Annotated in this window: 15 protein-coding genes; 6 read left to right on the top strand and 9 right to left on the bottom strand. The window is 68.9% G+C overall.

The genetic code is table 11. The features are described from left to right. Window positions 1-41: 41 nt before the first annotated feature. From A7U43_RS13685 to A7U43_RS13670, 4 genes are read right to left on the bottom strand one after another with little or no spacing between them, the layout of a single operon-like run. The gene (locus A7U43_RS13685) at window positions 42-407 is read right to left on the bottom strand and encodes a hypothetical protein (RefSeq protein ID WP_068002665.1); all 366 of its coding nucleotides are present in this window, start codon (window positions 405-407) and stop codon (window positions 42-44) included. Continuing rightward, the gene (locus tag A7U43_RS13680) at window positions 404-1,678 is read right to left on the bottom strand and encodes an ArsA family ATPase (protein WP_068002662.1); all 1,275 of its coding nucleotides are present in this window, start codon (window positions 1,676-1,678) and stop codon (window positions 404-406) included. Before A7U43_RS13680 ends, A7U43_RS13685 begins: the two co-directional genes overlap by 4 nt. Beyond that, on the bottom strand, window positions 1,675-2,118 hold the full coding sequence (locus A7U43_RS13675) for an SRPBCC family protein (protein WP_068002660.1): 444 nt from the start codon (window positions 2,116-2,118) through the stop codon (window positions 1,675-1,677). The genes A7U43_RS13680 and A7U43_RS13675 overlap by 4 nt, the downstream gene beginning before the upstream one ends. A 57-nt stretch (window positions 2,119-2,175) precedes the next feature. Next, the gene (locus tag A7U43_RS13670; protein ID WP_067996014.1) at window positions 2,176-2,553 is read right to left on the bottom strand and encodes a polyketide cyclase / dehydrase and lipid transport; all 378 of its coding nucleotides are present in this window, start codon (window positions 2,551-2,553) and stop codon (window positions 2,176-2,178) included. Between the two features lie 99 nt (window positions 2,554-2,652). Here A7U43_RS13670 and A7U43_RS13665 point away from each other — a divergent pair, with 99 nt between their 5' ends. Beyond that, entirely contained in the window at window positions 2,653-4,452 is a 1,800-nt protein-coding gene (locus A7U43_RS13665) for an AMP-dependent synthetase/ligase (protein WP_067996011.1), read from the top strand. Between the two features lie 12 nt (window positions 4,453-4,464). Here A7U43_RS13665 and A7U43_RS13660 read toward each other — a convergent pair whose 3' ends face one another. The 4 genes from A7U43_RS13660 to A7U43_RS13645 form a co-directional block, all read right to left on the bottom strand. Further along, window positions 4,465-5,601 (bottom strand): glycosyltransferase family 4 protein, encoded by a 1,137-nt coding sequence (locus A7U43_RS13660; RefSeq protein ID WP_067996009.1) that lies wholly within the window; start codon window positions 5,599-5,601, stop codon window positions 4,465-4,467. A 26-nt stretch (window positions 5,602-5,627) separates the two neighbouring features. Further along, window positions 5,628-6,353 (bottom strand): peptidase, encoded by a 726-nt coding sequence (locus A7U43_RS13655; protein ID WP_156525911.1) that lies wholly within the window; start codon window positions 6,351-6,353, stop codon window positions 5,628-5,630. An 84-nt stretch (window positions 6,354-6,437) separates the two neighbouring features. Then, window positions 6,438-7,571 carry a peptidoglycan hydrolase RipC gene (ripC, locus tag A7U43_RS13650; RefSeq protein ID WP_067996001.1) on the bottom strand — a complete coding sequence of 378 codons (1,134 nt, stop codon included), beginning with the start codon at window positions 7,569-7,571 and terminating at the stop codon, window positions 6,438-6,440. A 164-nt stretch (window positions 7,572-7,735) separates the two neighbouring features. Continuing rightward, on the bottom strand, window positions 7,736-7,993 hold the full coding sequence (locus tag A7U43_RS13645) for a hypothetical protein (protein ID WP_068002657.1): 258 nt from the start codon (window positions 7,991-7,993) through the stop codon (window positions 7,736-7,738). Window positions 7,994-8,145: 152 nt separating this feature from the next. Here A7U43_RS13645 and A7U43_RS13640 point away from each other — a divergent pair, with 152 nt between their 5' ends. Then, on the top strand, window positions 8,146-9,906 hold the full coding sequence (locus tag A7U43_RS13640) for a DEDD exonuclease domain-containing protein (RefSeq protein ID WP_231963680.1): 1,761 nt from the start codon (window positions 8,146-8,148) through the stop codon (window positions 9,904-9,906). Window position 9,907: 1 nt separating this feature from the next. Here A7U43_RS13640 and trpD read toward each other — a convergent pair whose 3' ends face one another. Further along, entirely contained in the window at window positions 9,908-10,987 is a 1,080-nt protein-coding gene (gene trpD / locus A7U43_RS13635; RefSeq protein ID WP_067995999.1) for an anthranilate phosphoribosyltransferase, read from the bottom strand. A gap of 125 nt (window positions 10,988-11,112) precedes the next feature. On the opposite strand from trpD, the gene ctaE reads away from it, so the two are divergent. From ctaE to qcrB, 4 genes are read left to right on the top strand one after another with little or no spacing between them, the layout of a single operon-like run. Beyond that, window positions 11,113-11,724 (top strand): aa3-type cytochrome oxidase subunit III, encoded by a 612-nt coding sequence (ctaE, locus tag A7U43_RS13630; RefSeq protein ID WP_067995996.1) that lies wholly within the window; start codon window positions 11,113-11,115, stop codon window positions 11,722-11,724. Between the two features lie 26 nt (window positions 11,725-11,750). Then, window positions 11,751-12,590: a cytochrome bc1 complex diheme cytochrome c subunit gene (gene qcrC, locus A7U43_RS13625; protein ID WP_067995993.1), complete on the top strand. Its 840-nt coding sequence runs from the start codon at window positions 11,751-11,753 to the stop codon at window positions 12,588-12,590. Further along, window positions 12,587-13,783, top strand: a complete 1,197-nt coding sequence (gene qcrA / locus A7U43_RS13620) for a cytochrome bc1 complex Rieske iron-sulfur subunit (RefSeq protein WP_067995991.1) — start codon at window positions 12,587-12,589, stop codon at window positions 13,781-13,783. Before qcrC ends, qcrA begins: the two co-directional genes overlap by 4 nt. After that, window positions 13,780-15,429, top strand: coding sequence for a cytochrome bc1 complex cytochrome b subunit (gene qcrB / locus A7U43_RS13615; protein WP_067995988.1), 1,650 nt, complete (start codon window positions 13,780-13,782; stop codon window positions 15,427-15,429). Before qcrA ends, qcrB begins: the two co-directional genes overlap by 4 nt. The last annotated feature ends 82 nt before the right edge of the window (window positions 15,430-15,511 follow it).

The raw sequence follows: 15,511 nt of genomic DNA, 5'->3' as shown, positions 1-15,511 counted from the left end.
AACTCTACCCAGCGTCAGTGAGTGCGACCACACGGCGGCCGTCAATCCTCGAGCGTCACCGGGATCTGCTCGTATCGGCCGAATCCGCCTACCGGCCGATCACCGTCGGCCGGCGGCGGGGGCGGGGGCGGCGGAGCGGGCGGCTGCGGATCGCCGACCATCGCGCGGATCACCGTGAGCAACGCGACGCTGTGCTCGGCGATCACCGACAGCAGCGGGTGCTGTTCACCGTTGACCAGTGCGGCCAACGCGCAGACCGGGCACCACACCTGCTGGCACGGGCCGGGCCCGGAACCTTCGGCGCCGGCGCGCGCGGCCGCCATCCGTACCGCTGGGTCGAGCTTGTCCAGGATGGCCTGCGCGAGTTGCCGCAGTTCCGGTGGAATGTCGGTGTGGGGGCCGGTCATGTGGGCCACACCTCCGGATTCGGTCTGAAGCGCACCGTCAATTCCCCGCCTCGGAACTGCGCGTCGATCACGATGCAGCGTCGCAGCACAGATGCCAGCCGAACCCGTCGGCGCAACCCCCCGGACCCGATGATCAGATCATCGTCGACCCGGCCCAGTGTGAGCGCACCGCGGTCGACCTGCGGCAACTCTAGCCGCATCCGGTACACGGCATCGAGGCCGGTGCCGGATTCGCGGTCCACCACCGGGCGCAGCGGGCCCGGTGGTGGTGAACCGTCCCGCAATCGGGCGGCATCGAGCAGTTCACCCAGCGCCTTGGGCCCGATCGGCTCGCCGGCCAGGTGCGGCACCAGCACCAGCTTCACATCGCCGATGGCGGTGTCCAGCTCGCCGAGCACCACCTGCTGCTCGGCGATGCGTTCGGAGTACCAGTCGAACGCCGGGTGCGCGGGCAGGTTGCGGTATTCGAAGGAATCATCCTGCACCAGAATCTGATTGACCAGCAGCTCCTCGACCCGAACCCCCATCAGCGCCAGTGACCCGAGCGTGCGCGCGGCTTCCGCGGCGACCACCCGCTCGGCGGTGAGCACCAGATGCGCGCTCACCCGTGACGCGTCGGCAAGCAGGGCCGAGAGCTTCTCGGTACCGTCGGCGACCCGCTCCACCAACGCCACGGTGGCGGCCGAAGCCAGGTCGGCCGGCGGTTGGCCGAGACGGCGGTGCCGTGGCCAGGCCCGCTCCAGGTACAGGCCGAACGTCGCGGGCAGGGTCAGCATGCGCAGCGCGTCGGCGGTCGAGGCGCAGTCCACCACGACGTGATCCCACGCCCCGGAGTCGGCGAGTTCGCCGACCTCGTGCAGGCCGAGCACCTCCTGGACGCCGGGCAGCGCCGAAAGCTCCTCGGGAGCAAGCGTTCCCAACTCAGAGTGCGGGAACTTGTCCACCAGGACGGCGGCGATCTCACGCCATCGGGTCTCCAGCAGGGCCAGCGTGTCCAGTGCCAGCGCGTCGAGGAATCCGCCGCCCCCGTCGCCGGATCCGGTATCCAGGTCCGCCAATACCCGGGTCGGCTCCCGTCGTCCGGTCGGGACGACGCTCACGCCCAGCACATCGCCGGTGGAATGCGCCTGATCGGTGGACACGATGAGCACCCGAAGACCGCTGCGCGCCGCGCGGACAGCGGTGGCGGTGGCCAACGTCGACTTGCCTACCCCACCCTTGCCGACGAACAGGCTGACCCGGGCGGGCGCGGGTGAAACCTCGGCACTCAGCTCACTGCCACCTCTACTCGCTTCTTGAGGTCCTTCAGCGCGGTGTCGGTGAGTCGCCGCTCGGCTTTGCGTTTGAGCAGCCCAATCATCGGAATGACCAGGTCGACGGAGAGCTCGTAGGTGACGTCGGTGCCGGAACCCTTGGGCGACAACCGATACGCCCCGTCGAGGGCCTTGAGCAGCGAACTGGAGACCAACGTCCAGGTGACCGACTGACGATCGGTGGGCCAGTGATAGGACAGCACCATGGTGTCCCGGAGCACCGCGGCATCCAGCACCAGCCGGGCCGTCTTCGGGTAGCCCGAGGCGTCGGCGTCGAGCACCTCGGTTTCCTTGTACTCGGCCACCCATTGCGGGTAGGAGCCGATATCGGCGATCACGTCCATCACCGTCGAGGGGTCAGCCTCGATGTAAATCGTCTGCGCCGTCTTCTCCGCCACGCCCAGAAATCTACCCTCACCCCTTCGGCCCCGGCTCGGCGTCGCGGGACCACCGCATCAGGCCAGGCGGGAGACCCCCACCGGTCGCGCGGCCTCCAGCCGCGCCTTGACCTCGAAGGCCATGTTCTTGCCCGCCACCCGGCGGGCGTGGTTCAGCTTTGCCAGATCCAGCCGTGCCGGGTCGCCGGGCGGCTCGGCGTGCAGGAAGTAGTGCAGGATGACACCGTCCATCATGGGCTGCAACCAGACCTCCATGGTGCCGGTCAACGCCCCGGCCACCGTCCAGCGCTGGCCGGCCGGACCGCGGTCCTCCACCACCGTGAGCCGCAGATCGGGCCACCAGCGCCGCCAGCTCGACGTGTCGGCGACCGCCCGCCCGACATCGGCCGGGTCGGCGCACACAAAGGTCTCATCGGCGATCTGCACGCTGTTCATGGCCCAATAGCTTCACACATGCGCCGCCGCCGGGGCTGTGGTGTCGCCGACTAGGCTGTCGCCAGAAAATCCGTCACCAGGACCCGAGGGGCCACAATCGTGCGTGAGTTCACCGTTCCGGCATCGTTCGAGATCGCCGAGTATGACACCGTCGTCAGCTCGGTCTACACACACGAACGCGAGGACCCCGACCATGTCATCTTCCAGCGCCTGGTGGACGGCACCTGGACCGATGTCACCTGCGCTCAGGCCGCCGGCCAGATCCGTTCGGCCGCTTTGGGTCTGATCGCTCACGGAGTGCGCCCCGGCGACCGGGTCGCGCTGCTGTCGGCCACCCGTTACGAATGGCCGATCATCGACTTCGCGATCCTGTCCATCGGGGCGGTCACCGTGCCGATCTACGAGACTTCGGCGCCCGAGCAGATCCGCCATGTGCTCACCGACTCGGGCTCGGTGCTGGTGCTCGCCGAGACCGATGCGCACGCCGACCGTGTCGAGCAGCTCAAAGACCAGTTGCCCGAGGTGCGCACCGTGCTGCGCATCGAGAGCGCCACCACCGAGCCCGCCCTCGACGTGCTGGCCCGGGCCGGGGCATCCGAAGATCCCGCCGCCATCGATGCCCGGGTCGCGGCGATCAAGTCGACCGACCCGGCGACGCTGATCTACACCTCGGGCACCACCGGCCTGCCCAAGGGCTGCCAGCTGACCCATTCCAACCTGCTCTACGAGATCCGGGGCGCCAAGGCCGCCTTCCCGACGCTGCTGCGCAAGGGCGAGCGGTTGCTGGTCTTCCTGCCGCTGGCGCACGTGCTGGCCCGGGCGATCACCATCGGCGCGTTCGCCAACAAGGTCGCGCTCGGCTTCACCAGCGATATCAAGAACCTGGTGCCGGCCCTGGGCGTCTTCAAGCCGACGCTGGTGGTGTCGGTGCCGCGGGTGTTCGAGAAGGTGTACAACACCGCCGAGCAGAACGCGCGCAACGACGGTAAGGGCCGCATCTTCGACATCGCCGCCCACACCGCCATCGAGTTCAGCCAGGCCACCGACGCCGGCGGGCCCGGTTTGGTGTTGAAGCTCAAGCACGCGTTGTTCGACAAGCTGGTCTACGGCAAGCTGCGTGCCGCCCTGGGTGGCAATTGCCGCGCCGCGATCTCCGGTGGCGCACCGTTGGGCGCCCGGCTGGGGCACTTCTACCGCGGTGTCGGCCTGACCATCTACGAAGGCTATGGACTGACCGAGAGCAGCGCCGCGGTCACCGCCAACCAGGTGGGCGCGGTCAAGATCGGTTCGGTCGGTAAGTTGTTGCCCGGCAACAGCATGCGACTGGCCGACGATCACGAGCTGCTGCTCCGCGGCGGGGTGGTGTTCAGCGGCTATTGGCGCAACGAGCAAGCCACCAAGGACGCTTTCACCGACGGCTGGTTCCACACCGGCGACCTCGGTGACATCGACGCCGACGGCTTCCTGACGATTATCGGGCGCAAGAAGGAGATCATCGTCACCGCCGGCGGCAAGAATGTTGCCCCGGCGGTGCTCGAGGACCGGCTGCGCGCGCATCCGTTGATCAGCCAGGCGATGGCGGTCGGCGACGCCCAACCGTTCATCGCGGCGTTGATCACCATCGACCCGGAGGCCTTCGTGGGCTGGAAACAGCGCCACGGCAAGGCGGAGTCCGCGTCGGTGGCCGATCTGACCGAGGACCCCGACCTCACCGCCGAGATCGAGCTGGCGGTCAAGGAGGCCAATCAGGCGGTGTCCAAGGCCGAGGCGATCCGCACCTTCCGGGTGCTGCCGGTCGATTTCACCGAGGACACCGGTGAGCTCACCCCGACGCTGAAGGTCAAGCGCAAGGTGGTCGCGGAGAAGTTCGCCGACGATATCGCGGCGATCTACGCCTGATCGCCCGCGGGCTCAGCGGGGCGTCAGCAGCCGCTGCAGTCGCGCACCCTGGGTGCGCCACTGCCAGTTCCGCACGACCCAGTCCCGCCCCGCCGCGCCCATCCGGGCCGCGGTGTCCGGGTCGGCAAGCAGGTCGCCGACGGCGGCGGCGATGGCGTCCACATCGGTGCCGTCGACCACCCAGCCGGTCTCGCCGTCGCGCACCGTTTCCGGGGCGCCCCCGGAGCGGCCGGCCACCACCGGCACACCGGACGCCGACGCCTCCAGGAACACGATGCCGAGGCCCTCGACGTCCAGTCCTGCGCCGCGGGTGCGGCACGGCATGGCGAACACGTCGGCCATCGCGTGGTGAGCCGGCAGTTCCTCGCCCGGGACGCCGCCGGTGAACAGCACATCGTCGGCCACCCCGATGCGGTGCGCGAGTTTGTGCAGGCTCTCCCGGTACGGTCCGCCACCGACGATCACCAGCGCCGCACCGGGCACCCGCCGGCGGATCTGGTCGAACGCGCGGATCAGCATGTCCTGGCCCTTGCGCGGCACCAGCCGGGACAGGCACACAACCACCGGCCGGTCCCCCAGCTCATAACGGGCACGCAGTTGCGCGCGGGACACCGAGTCGGGGGTGAAGCGGTCGACATCGACCCCGGGAGACAGTCGTTCCAGGCTGGCCCGCGGACCGAACGCCGCGGCGAACCGACCCCGGGTGTAGCCGCTGACGTAGGTGATCACGTCGGCGTCGTCGCCGATGCGGCGCAGCGCGTGGCGCGCCACCGGCAGCATCGACCAGCCGACCTCGTGGCCGTGCGTGCTGGCCACCACCCGGGTGGCACCGGCCTTGCGCGCCAGCGGTGACAGCAGGGCAAGCGGCGCTGCCGCGCCGAACCACACCGTCTCGATGCCGTGTTCGGCGATCAGGGCACGCATCCGGTGGGCGACCGTCGGTTCGGGCACCATCAGCGTGGTCGGGTGACGCACCACCCGGTAACCGGCGCGCTCGTCGTAGTCCGGCGCGCCCTTCCAGGTCGGGGCGTACACCGTCAGCTCGTGGTTGCCCGTGCTGGTCAGCTCGCCGACGAAGGCCTCCAGATACGACTGGATGCCACCGCGACGCGGGGGAAAGTCATTGGTCACCAACAGCACCCGGGTCATCGCTCTCCTCATACCGGCCGGCGGCGTCATCCGGTCATCCACCGGCGCCACTGCACCAGCACGTCGCCGATATCTTCGTGCAGTGTCTCGCGCACGGCGGTGGCCGGGTCGGGATGTCCCGGGCCGCAGGCCCGCAGGTACAACGCACGCAGTGTCTGCGGGCCGTACCGGTCGGCAATGTAGCGGCTGAACCACCACGCCCGGTCGTAGGCCAGCGACCGGGCCGCCCCCGTGGTCTGCAGGTCGGTGTCCTCGGGCAGCCGAGCCAACAACTCGGCACGCTCGGGTCCCGGTGCAGCGGCGGCCGGGCGGCCCACATAGTCGGCGACGCCCTCGGTGCCCCACAGCGGGGCGTCCGCAACCGTCTGCCCCCGCGCGGCGTAGTGGAACAGTTCGTGGCGCACCACGATCCGCAGCGCGGTGTCGCTCATGTCCGCCGCGCCCGGCGCGAACACGATGCCGTCGGCGGTGGTGGCCGCGGCGATATCGGGGCTGCCGTGCGCGAGCACACGGAACTGTTCGGTGGATTCGGTGACCACGACCACGATCTCGCGCGGCCAATCAGGCCCCCAGAACCCGGTGACGGCGGCCACTGCCGCGGGGAGTTCGGCGCTGAGGCGGCCGATCATCGGCGTGCTGCGTGCGCCGCCGAGGCCGCGCAGTCGGGCGGTGCGCCCGTCGGGCAGCGAGATGCTGGTTGTCGCCGCGGTACTGGGCGTCGAACTGGGCGTCGCACTGGGCGTTGGAGGCACCGGCGGTGAGTCAGCCTGGCACCCGGACAGCAGGACCGCGGCGGTCAGCGCGCCGCACAGTGCATGCCTCAGTAGCTGCGTGCCTCAGTAGCGACGCACGTTGTAGATCGGTGCGTTGTTGACCGGGGCCACCACCACGGGCTTACCGAAGGTCGAAGCGTGCACCATCATGCCGTCGCCGATGTAGATGCCGACATGTGAGGCATCGGAGTAGTAGGACACCACGTCGCCGGGCTGCATCTGGTCGGTCGACACGGCCTGCCCACCGGCAGCCAGCGCATAACTGGAATGCGGGAGTGCGATGCCGGCCTGCTGGAAGGCCCACTTCACCAAGCCGGAGCAGTCGAAGGCGCCGGGGCCCTCGGCCCCCCACGAGTAGGGCGAGCCGACGCGGGTCAGCGCCGCCTGCATGGCGACCGCGGCCGGACCGGAACCCGGCGCGGCTGCCGGCGGGGCGATATCCCCGGGCGGGATGCCCTCGGGCGGCGCGGCCAGTACACCGGGGTCGTTGTTCGGCAACGCTTCGGGGGCGGGCGCGGGAGCCGGGGCCGGCATCGGCGGGATGGCCGCCAGCGCCTCACGCTGGGCCGGGGTGAGCACCTCGTACTGCGACTTGACGACGGCGATCTCGACCTGCAGTTTGCTTTGCTTGGATTGCAGGTCCGCGCGCACCGCGGCGGCCTGCTCGGCGGCCGTCTTGGCGTTGGCCGCGGACTGGGCGGAGGCCGATTCGGCCTGGGCGGCCCGCACGTTGGTGTCCCGGAAGTTCTGCATCTGCACCGACATCTCGGTGGCCATCACGCGCTGCACGGCCAGCTGGTCGATCAACACCTGCGGGGAGCTCGCGGTCAGCATGGAGTCCAGACCGTCGGTGCGCCCGCCCATGTACTGCGCGGCGGCCATCTTGTCGACGGCGCCCTGAAACTTTGCCAGATCGGCCTTGGCGGCGTTGACCGCCGCGATGTCGGCGGCGTGCTTTTCTTCGGCTGCACGCTGCGCGGCCAGCTTGTTGTCGAGGTCAAGCTGCGCGGCATGCATGTTCTCGGTAGCGATCTCGGCTTGATGCGACAGCTCGTTGAGCTTTGCCAGTGCGTCCTCGGCCGGGTCGGCCTGCACACCGGCGGCAAGGGCGCCACCGAATACGATGAGGCTCGCCAACGCACCGACCAGGGATCGTTGAACGCCACTGTTGCGTCGATGTGTGCGATGGGGCCTCAAGATATTGCGTCCTTACCACTGCGCTTACGCCGCGACGATCTGCTCTCAGGTCTCGAATAGGTTACGAAACGGCATCGGGCTTGTCCAACGGGAGACGTGAACTTAACAGGCATCCGGGATGAAATTCGGACTTCCCGGCGTTGCCAAAGGTCAGTCGCGTGTCCTCACGCCACACCAGTTCTACCATCCGGACCCTCGTGGCGATGGATCGGAACAAGGCGCAGCCGAGGCGCCAACCCGGCGTCTGCCAGCACCGCGAGCGCCTGGCGCTCATCGTCCAGCAAAGTTTCGGGTACGCCGAGCAGCACGCTGATCACGCAGTCCTGGCAGCCCGGCCCGCGCACCGCGCAGTCATCGCAGTCGATCACCACCGAACCGGTGTCCGGTGTTTCGTCGACCTGGTCGGTCCGGTCTTGTGTCATCGGGGTCGCCTTTCGTGTCCTGAGCAGTTCCTCGGCACCGTAACGACGGGTACCGACACGCCCGTCGACGACCGACACGCTGAACCGGGTTGTCGGCGCCGGGGCCTACCGTCACCGGTGTGCAGCAGCTGAGCTTCGCCGATGTGGACCCGATGGCGGATCTGGCACTGGCCGACACCACGTTCGTCGTGGTGGACCTGGAGACCACCGGCGGCCGTGCCAACGCCAGCACACCCGGCGGGAACGACCATGACGCGATCACCGAGATCGGCGCGGTCAAGATCCGCGGCGGCGTGGTGCTCGGCGAGCTGGCCACCCTGGTCGACCCGGGCCGCAGCATCCCGCCGCAGATCGTTCAGTTGACCGGCATCACCTCGGCGATGGTCCACGACGCACCCCGCATCGAGACCGTGCTGCCCGCGTTCCTGGAGTTCGCCCGGGGCGCGGTGCTCGTCGCGCACAACGCCGGGTTCGATATCGGGTTCCTGCGGGCGGCGGCACAGCGACTCGACATCACCTGGCCTCGGCCGCCGGTGCTGTGCACGGTACGGCTGGCGCGGCGGGTGCTGACCCGCGACGAGGCGCCCAGCGTGAAACTGTCGGCACTGGCGCGGCTGTTCTCGGCCACCACCACCCCCACCCACCGCGCCCTCGACGATGCCCGCGCCACCGTCGACGTGCTGCACGGGCTCATCGAGCGGGTCGGGAACCAGGGTGTGCACAGCTATCCGGAGCTACGCGCCTACCTGCCCGATGCCACCGCCCCGCAGCGCCGAAAGCGGCACCTGGTCAACGGTGTCCCGGCCCGGCCCGGGGTGTACCTGTTCCGCGGGCCGTCCGAAGAGGTGCTCTACATCGGGACCGCGGTGGATCTCCGCCGCCGGGTGGGCCAGTACTTCACCGGGGCCGACCCACGGACCCGGATGAAGGAGATGGTGGCGCTGGCGACCCGCGTGGATCACGTGGAGTGCGCGCACGAACTGGAGGCCGGGGTGCGCGAACTCCGGCTGCTGGCCGCGCACGCCCCGCCCTACAACCGCAGGTCCAAATTCCCGCGCCGCTGGTGGTGGATCACCCTCACCGACGAGGCGTTTCCGCGTTTCTCGGTGGTGCGCGCGCCGCGCACTTCCCGCATGATCGGGCCGTTCACCTCCCGCGCGGACGCCGTCTGCGCGGTCGACGTCCTGGCCCGCGGCACCGGTGTGCGGACCTGCACCGCCCGGCTGTCGCGCAGCGCGCTCCACCTCTGCGAGGAGCGCGAACTCTCCCCCTGCCCCGCGACGCGCGGTGCCGATATGGCCGGCTACGCCGGCGCCGCGCAACGGGCCGCCGACCTGCTCGACGGCGTCGAGGATGCCGCGTTCAGGACGGTGCTCACCCAGATCGAGGCGCTGGCGAGCCTGCACCGTTACGAGACGGCGGCCCGGTTGCGCGATCACACCGCGGCCGCGGTGCAGGCCACCTGGCGGGGGCAGCGGCTGCAGGCCCTGGCCGCGGTGGACGAACTGATCGCGGCGCGTCCCGACGGGCACGGCGGCTGGGAACTGGCCGTCATCCGGCACGGACAGCTGGCCTCGGCCGGGTGTGCCCGGCGCGGCGTGCCACCGATGCCCGTCGTCGAGGCGATAACCGCTGCGGCGCAAGCGATCCTGCCCCAGCAGGCACCGCTGGGCGGTGCGCTGGTGGAGGAGACGGCACTGCTGACCCGATGGCTGACCGGACCGGGGGTCCGCATCGTCAGCTGCGCGGGCGGGTACAGCAGTCCGATCGGGTCGGCGGCGCGCTGGGCGGACTGGGCCGCCGCCGCACGCTCGGCCCGGCTGGCCGCCGCACAGCCCGACACCCGCGCCGACGACCTGGACGACCGGTACGGGGTACACGCACCGCGGCGCGGTCGCGTCAGAGCAGGCTGAGTCAGCCGGCCGCCTTCTGGGTGAAGCGCACCCAGTTCGCCAGAAGCCGTTCCGCGGCACCGGAATCGATGGCCTCGACCGCGCGGGACAATCCGGACTGCCAGGCCGGCACCCATTGCGCGTCACCGGACAACCCGGCGTGCGCGACCATCGCGCCCGCGGCGTTGAGGACCACCGCGTCGCGCACCGGCCCCTTGGCACCCCCCAGCACCGCGCGCACCGAGGCCGCGTTGGCCTCGGCATCGCCGCCGACGAGTTCGCTCATATCGGCGCGGCGGAAGCCGAACGCCGCCGGATCGAGCGTCAGCCGCTCGACCGTGCCGGCCTGCACCCGCCAGATGGTGCTGGTGGTCGTGGTGGTCAGCTCATCGAGACCGTCGTCGCCGTGCACCACCAGCGCGCTGGCGCCGCGGGCGGCGAACACCCCGGCCATCACCTCGGCCAGGTCGGCCCAGGCGCAACCGAACAGCCCGGCGCGCGGAGCCGCCGGGTTGGTCAGCGGCCCGAGCAGATTGAACACCGTCGGCACACCGATCTCCCGGCGCACCACCGAGGCATGCCGGTAGGAGGGGTGGAACTGCGGCGCGAACGCGAAGGCGATGCCCACCTCGGCGACGCTGCGCGCCACCTCGTCGGGGCCCAGGTCGATGCGCACCCCGAGCGCCTCCAGGGTGTCGGCGCCGCCGGACAGCGAGGACGCCGCCCGATTACCGTGCTTGATCACCGGTACCCCGGCCGCGGCGGTGACGATCGCGGCCATGGTGGACAGGTTCACCGTGTTGGAACCGTCCCCGCCGGTGCCGACGATGTCGACGGCGTCGATCCCGGTCGCACTGTCGGGGACCCGGCGTGCGTGCTTGAGCATGGTGTCGGCGAGTTCGGTGACCTCCGCCGACGTCGGCCGCTTCATCCGCATCGACACCGCGAAACCGGAGATCTGCGCGGGAGTGGCCGCGCCGGTCATGATCTGGTCCATCGCCCACGCCGCCTGCCCGCGCACCAGATCCTGGTGGGTGGTGAGGCGACCGAGGATCTGCGGCCACGTGATCGGACTGTCGGAAGCGTTCTGCGCGGATGACACGCCGTGATGCTATCGCCCGCGCACGCCCCGTCCCGAGCCTGTCACGACTGCCTACCGGGACACGTTTGAACTCAATTGCGAACCCGGGTGGTGTTGGTCAACTACAAAGCGTCATACTTGCACCTGTGACGAGCGCTGTTGGGACCTCGGGGACCGCGATTACCTCCCGCGTACATTCGCTGAACAGACCGAACATGGTCAGTGTCGGCACCATTGTGTGGCTTTCCAGTGAGCTGATGTTCTTTGCTGGACTGTTCGCGATGTACTTCACCGCGCGTGCGCAGGCCCAGGGTGCCTGGCCGCCGGAGCCGACCGAGCTGAACTTGTGGCTCGCCGTACCGGTGACCGCGGTGCTGATCGCCTCCTCCTTCACCTGTCAGATGGGCGTGTTCGCCGCCGAGCGCGGCGACGTGTTCGGGCTGCGCCGGTGGTACGTGCTCACCTTCCTGATGGGACTGTTCTTCGTCCTCGGCCAGGGCTACGAGTACATCCACCTGGTCGAGCACGGCACCACGATCCCCGGCAGTGCCTACGGGTCGGTCTTCTATCTGGCCACCGGCTTCCACGGCCTGCACGTCATCGGCGGTCTGATCGCCTTCATCTTCCTGCTCATCCGCACCCGGTTGTCCAAGTTCACGCCCGCCCAGGCAACCGCGGCGATCGTCGTGTCGTACTACTGGCACTTCGTCGACATCGTGTGGATCGCTCTTTTCGCCGTCATCTACTTCGTCCGATGAGCGGCACGCCGATGAGAAGGGGTTCGATGTTCAGCAAGTCCCGCTCCGGGAAGCCGGCGACGGTCAAGCAGCGTCGCTTGCGTCGACGCCTGTCCGCAGCCGTGCTGCTGCTGCTCGGGCTGTCCGTGACCGGCGCCGTCGCGGCCACCTTGACCCCGACGCCTCAGGTCGCGGTCGCCGACGAATCACAGTCGGCGCTGCTGCGCACCGGCAAGCAGCTGTTCGACACCTCGTGCATCAGCTGCCACGGCGCCAACCTGCAGGGTGTGCCCGACCGCGGCCCCAGCCTGATCGGTACCGGCGAGGCCGCCGTGTACTTCCAGGTCTCCACCGGGCGGATGCCCGCGATGCGCGGTGAGGCCCAGGCCCCCCGCAAGGAGCCGGTCTTCGACGAGCATCAGATCGACGCGCTGGGCGCCTACGTCCAGGCCAACGGCGGCGGCCCCGTCGTGCCGCGAGAAGCCAACGGCCACATCGCGAACGAGTCCCTGCTCTCCGGTGACGTCGCCCGCGGTGGCGACCTCTTCCGGCTGAACTGCGCGTCCTGCCACAACTTCACCGGTAAGGGCGGAGCCCTGTCCTCCGGTAAGTACGCACCGGATCTCGGCGAAGCCGCCAAGGTTCCCGCGCAGGTGTACACCGCCATGCTCACCGGCCCGCAGAACATGCCGAAGTTCTCCGACCGCCAGCTCTCCCCCGAGGAGAAGGCCGACATCGTCACCTACGTGCGGCAGGCCGCCAACACGCCCGATCCCGGCGGTTACGGCCTCGGCGGGTTCGGCCCCACCACAGAGGGCATGGCCATCTGGATCATCGGGATCGTGGCGGCTGTCGGCATGACGTTGTGGATCGGAGCACGCGCATGAGCGGAGATGTTCAGGGCGGTGACACCTCGGGACGTCCGGTTCCGGGTCAGCCCACCGACGCCGAACTGGCGGAGATGTCGCGCGAGGAACTGCTCGCGCTCGGCGGCAAGCTCGACGGTGTCGAGGTTGTCTACAAGGAGCCGCGCTGGCCCGTCGAGGGCACCAAGGCCGAGAAGCGTGCCTCGCGCACCGTCGCGTACTGGCTGCTTTTCGCCGGCTTCTCCGGCCTGGCCCTGTTGCTGGTCTTCCTGTTCTGGCCGTGGGAGTACGTGCCCTACGGCGCCGAGGGTGAGCGGATCTACACGCTGGCCACCCCGCTGTACGGCCTGACGTTCGGCCTGTCGATCCTGTCGATCGGCGTCGGCGCGGTGCTCTTCCAGAAGAAGTTCATCCCCGAAGAGATCACCATCCAGGACCGCCACGACGGCGCCTCGGCGGAGATTCACCGCAAGACCATCGTCGCGAATCTGACCGACGCCCTTGAAGGTTCGACCATCAAGCGGCGCAAGCTGGTCGGTCTGTCGCTGGGCATCGGGCTGGGCGCGTTCGGCCTGGGCACCCTGGTCGCCTTCCTCGGTGGTCTGATCAAGAACCCGTGGAAGCCGGTCGTGCAGACGGCCGAGGGCAAGAAGGCCGTGCTCTGGACCTCGGGGTGGACCCCGCGTTTCGAGGGCGAGACCATCTACCTGGCCCGTGCCACCGGCATCCCCGGCGAATCGCCGTTCGTGAAGATGCGTCCCGAAGACATCGACGCCGGCGGTATGGAGACCGTGTTCCCGTGGCGTGAGTCCGACGGCGACGGGGTCACCGTGGAATCCAGCCACCACCTGTTCGAGGTGGCGATGGGTGTGCGCAACCCGGTGATGCTCATCCGCATCAAGCCGCAGGACATGAAGAAGGTCGTCAAGCGGCAGGGCCAGGAGAGCTTCAACTTCGGTGAGCTGTTCGCCTACACGAAGGTCTGCTCGCACCTGGGCTGCCCGTCCTCGCTGTACGAGCAGCAGACCTACCGCATTCTGTGCCCGTGCCACCAGTCGCAGTTCGATGCGCTGCACTTCGCACGGCCCATCTTCGGTCCGGCCGCACGTGCGCTGGCGCAGCTGCCTATTACCATCGACAAGGACGGCTATCTGGTCGCGAACGGCGACTTCATCGAACCCGTCGGACCGGCATTCTGGGAGCGCAAATCATGAGTCCCAAGCTCGGAGACATCGCAGCGGCACAGGGCGATGCGATCGATTCGCGGTACCACCCCTCCGAGGCGGTGCGCCGCGGCATCCTGAACAAGGTCTTCCCCACGCACTGGTCGTTCCTGCTGGGTGAGATCGCGCTGTACAGCTTCATCATCCTGCTCATCACGGGTGTGTGGCTGACGCTGTTCTTCGATCCGTCGATGGCCCACGTGACCTACGAGGGCGTCTACCAACCGCTGCGCGGTGTGCAGATGTCGCGGGCCTACGAATCGGCCCTGGAGATCAGCTTCGAGGTACGTGGCGGCCTGTTCGTCCGCCAGATCCACCACTGGGCCGCGCTGCTGTTCGCGGCGTCGATCATGGTGCATCTGGCGCGCATCTTCTTCACCGGGGCGTTCCGGCGCCCCCGCGAGGCCAACTGGGTCATCGGCTCGCTGCTGCTGATCCTGGCAATGTTCGAGGGGTACTTCGGGTACTCGCTGCCCGACGATCTGCTCTCGGGCACCGGTCTGCGGGCCGCGTTCTCCTCGATCACCCTCGGCATGCCGGTCATCGGAACCTGGTTGCACTGGGCACTGTTCGGTGGCGACTTCCCCGGCGAGATCATCATCCCGCGCCTCTACGCGCTGCACATCCTGCTGATCCCCGGCATCATGCTGGCGCTCATCGGCGCCCACATGGCGCTGGTCTGGTTCCAGAAGCACACCCAGTTCCCCGGCCCGGGCCGGACCGAGAAGAACGTCGTCGGCGTGCGCGTCATGCCGGTCTTCGCGGTCAAGTCGGGTGCCTTCTTCGCCATGATCACCGGCCTGCTCGGGCTGATGGGCGGTCTGCTGCAGATCAACCCGATCTGGGTGCTCGGACCGTACAAGCCCTCGCAGATCTCGGCGGGCAGCCAGCCCGACTTCTACATGATGTGGACCGACGGGCTGGCACGTACCTGGCCGGCCTGGGAGTTCTACATCGGCAACTACACCATCCCGCAGTCGGTGTGGGTGGCCGTCGGCATGGGCCTGGTGTTCGTGCTGCTGTCGGTCTACCCGTTCATCGAACGCAAGCTCACCGGCGACAACGCACACCACAACCTGCTGCAGCGTCCGCGTGACGCACCGACGCGCACCGCGGTGGGCGCCGCGGCGATCTCGTTCTACATCCTGCTCACCTTCATGTGCATGAACGACATCATCGCGCTGAAGTTCCACATCTCGCTGAACGCGACCACCTGGATCGGCCGTATCGGCATGGTGGTGCTGCCGATGGTCGTCTACTACATCACCTACCGGTGGGCGATCAGCCTGCAGCGCAGTGACCGTGCGGTGCTGGAGCACGGTATCGAGACGGGCATCATCACGCGGCTTCCGCACGGTGCCTACATCGAGCTGCACCAGCCGCTCGGCCCGGTCGACGATCACGGGCATCCGATTCCGCTGGAATACCAGGGCGCGCCCCTGCCCAAGCGGATGAACAAGCTCGGATCCGGCGGCGCACCCGGCACCGGCAACTTCCTGTTCGCCGACCCGGTCGAAGAGCACGATGCGCTCACCGAGGCGGCGCACAGCGCCGAACACCGGGCGCTGGCGGTGCTCGCCGAGCATCAGGGCACCAACGGTTCCAACGGATCGAACGGGTCCAACGGACACCACTGAGTAGTTCACCAGGAGAAGGCCCGCGCAGCACGTCTGCGCGGGCCTTCTTCGTGCGCCACTCCCCTACCCCGCGCAGTACGCT

It is taken from the genome of Mycobacterium adipatum (assembly GCF_001644575.1).
GTDB lineage: Bacteria > Actinomycetota > Actinomycetes > Mycobacteriales > Mycobacteriaceae > Mycobacterium > Mycobacterium adipatum.
The sequence above is the reverse complement of the archived record's forward strand: the minus strand, read 5'-3'. Positions and strand labels throughout refer to the sequence as shown.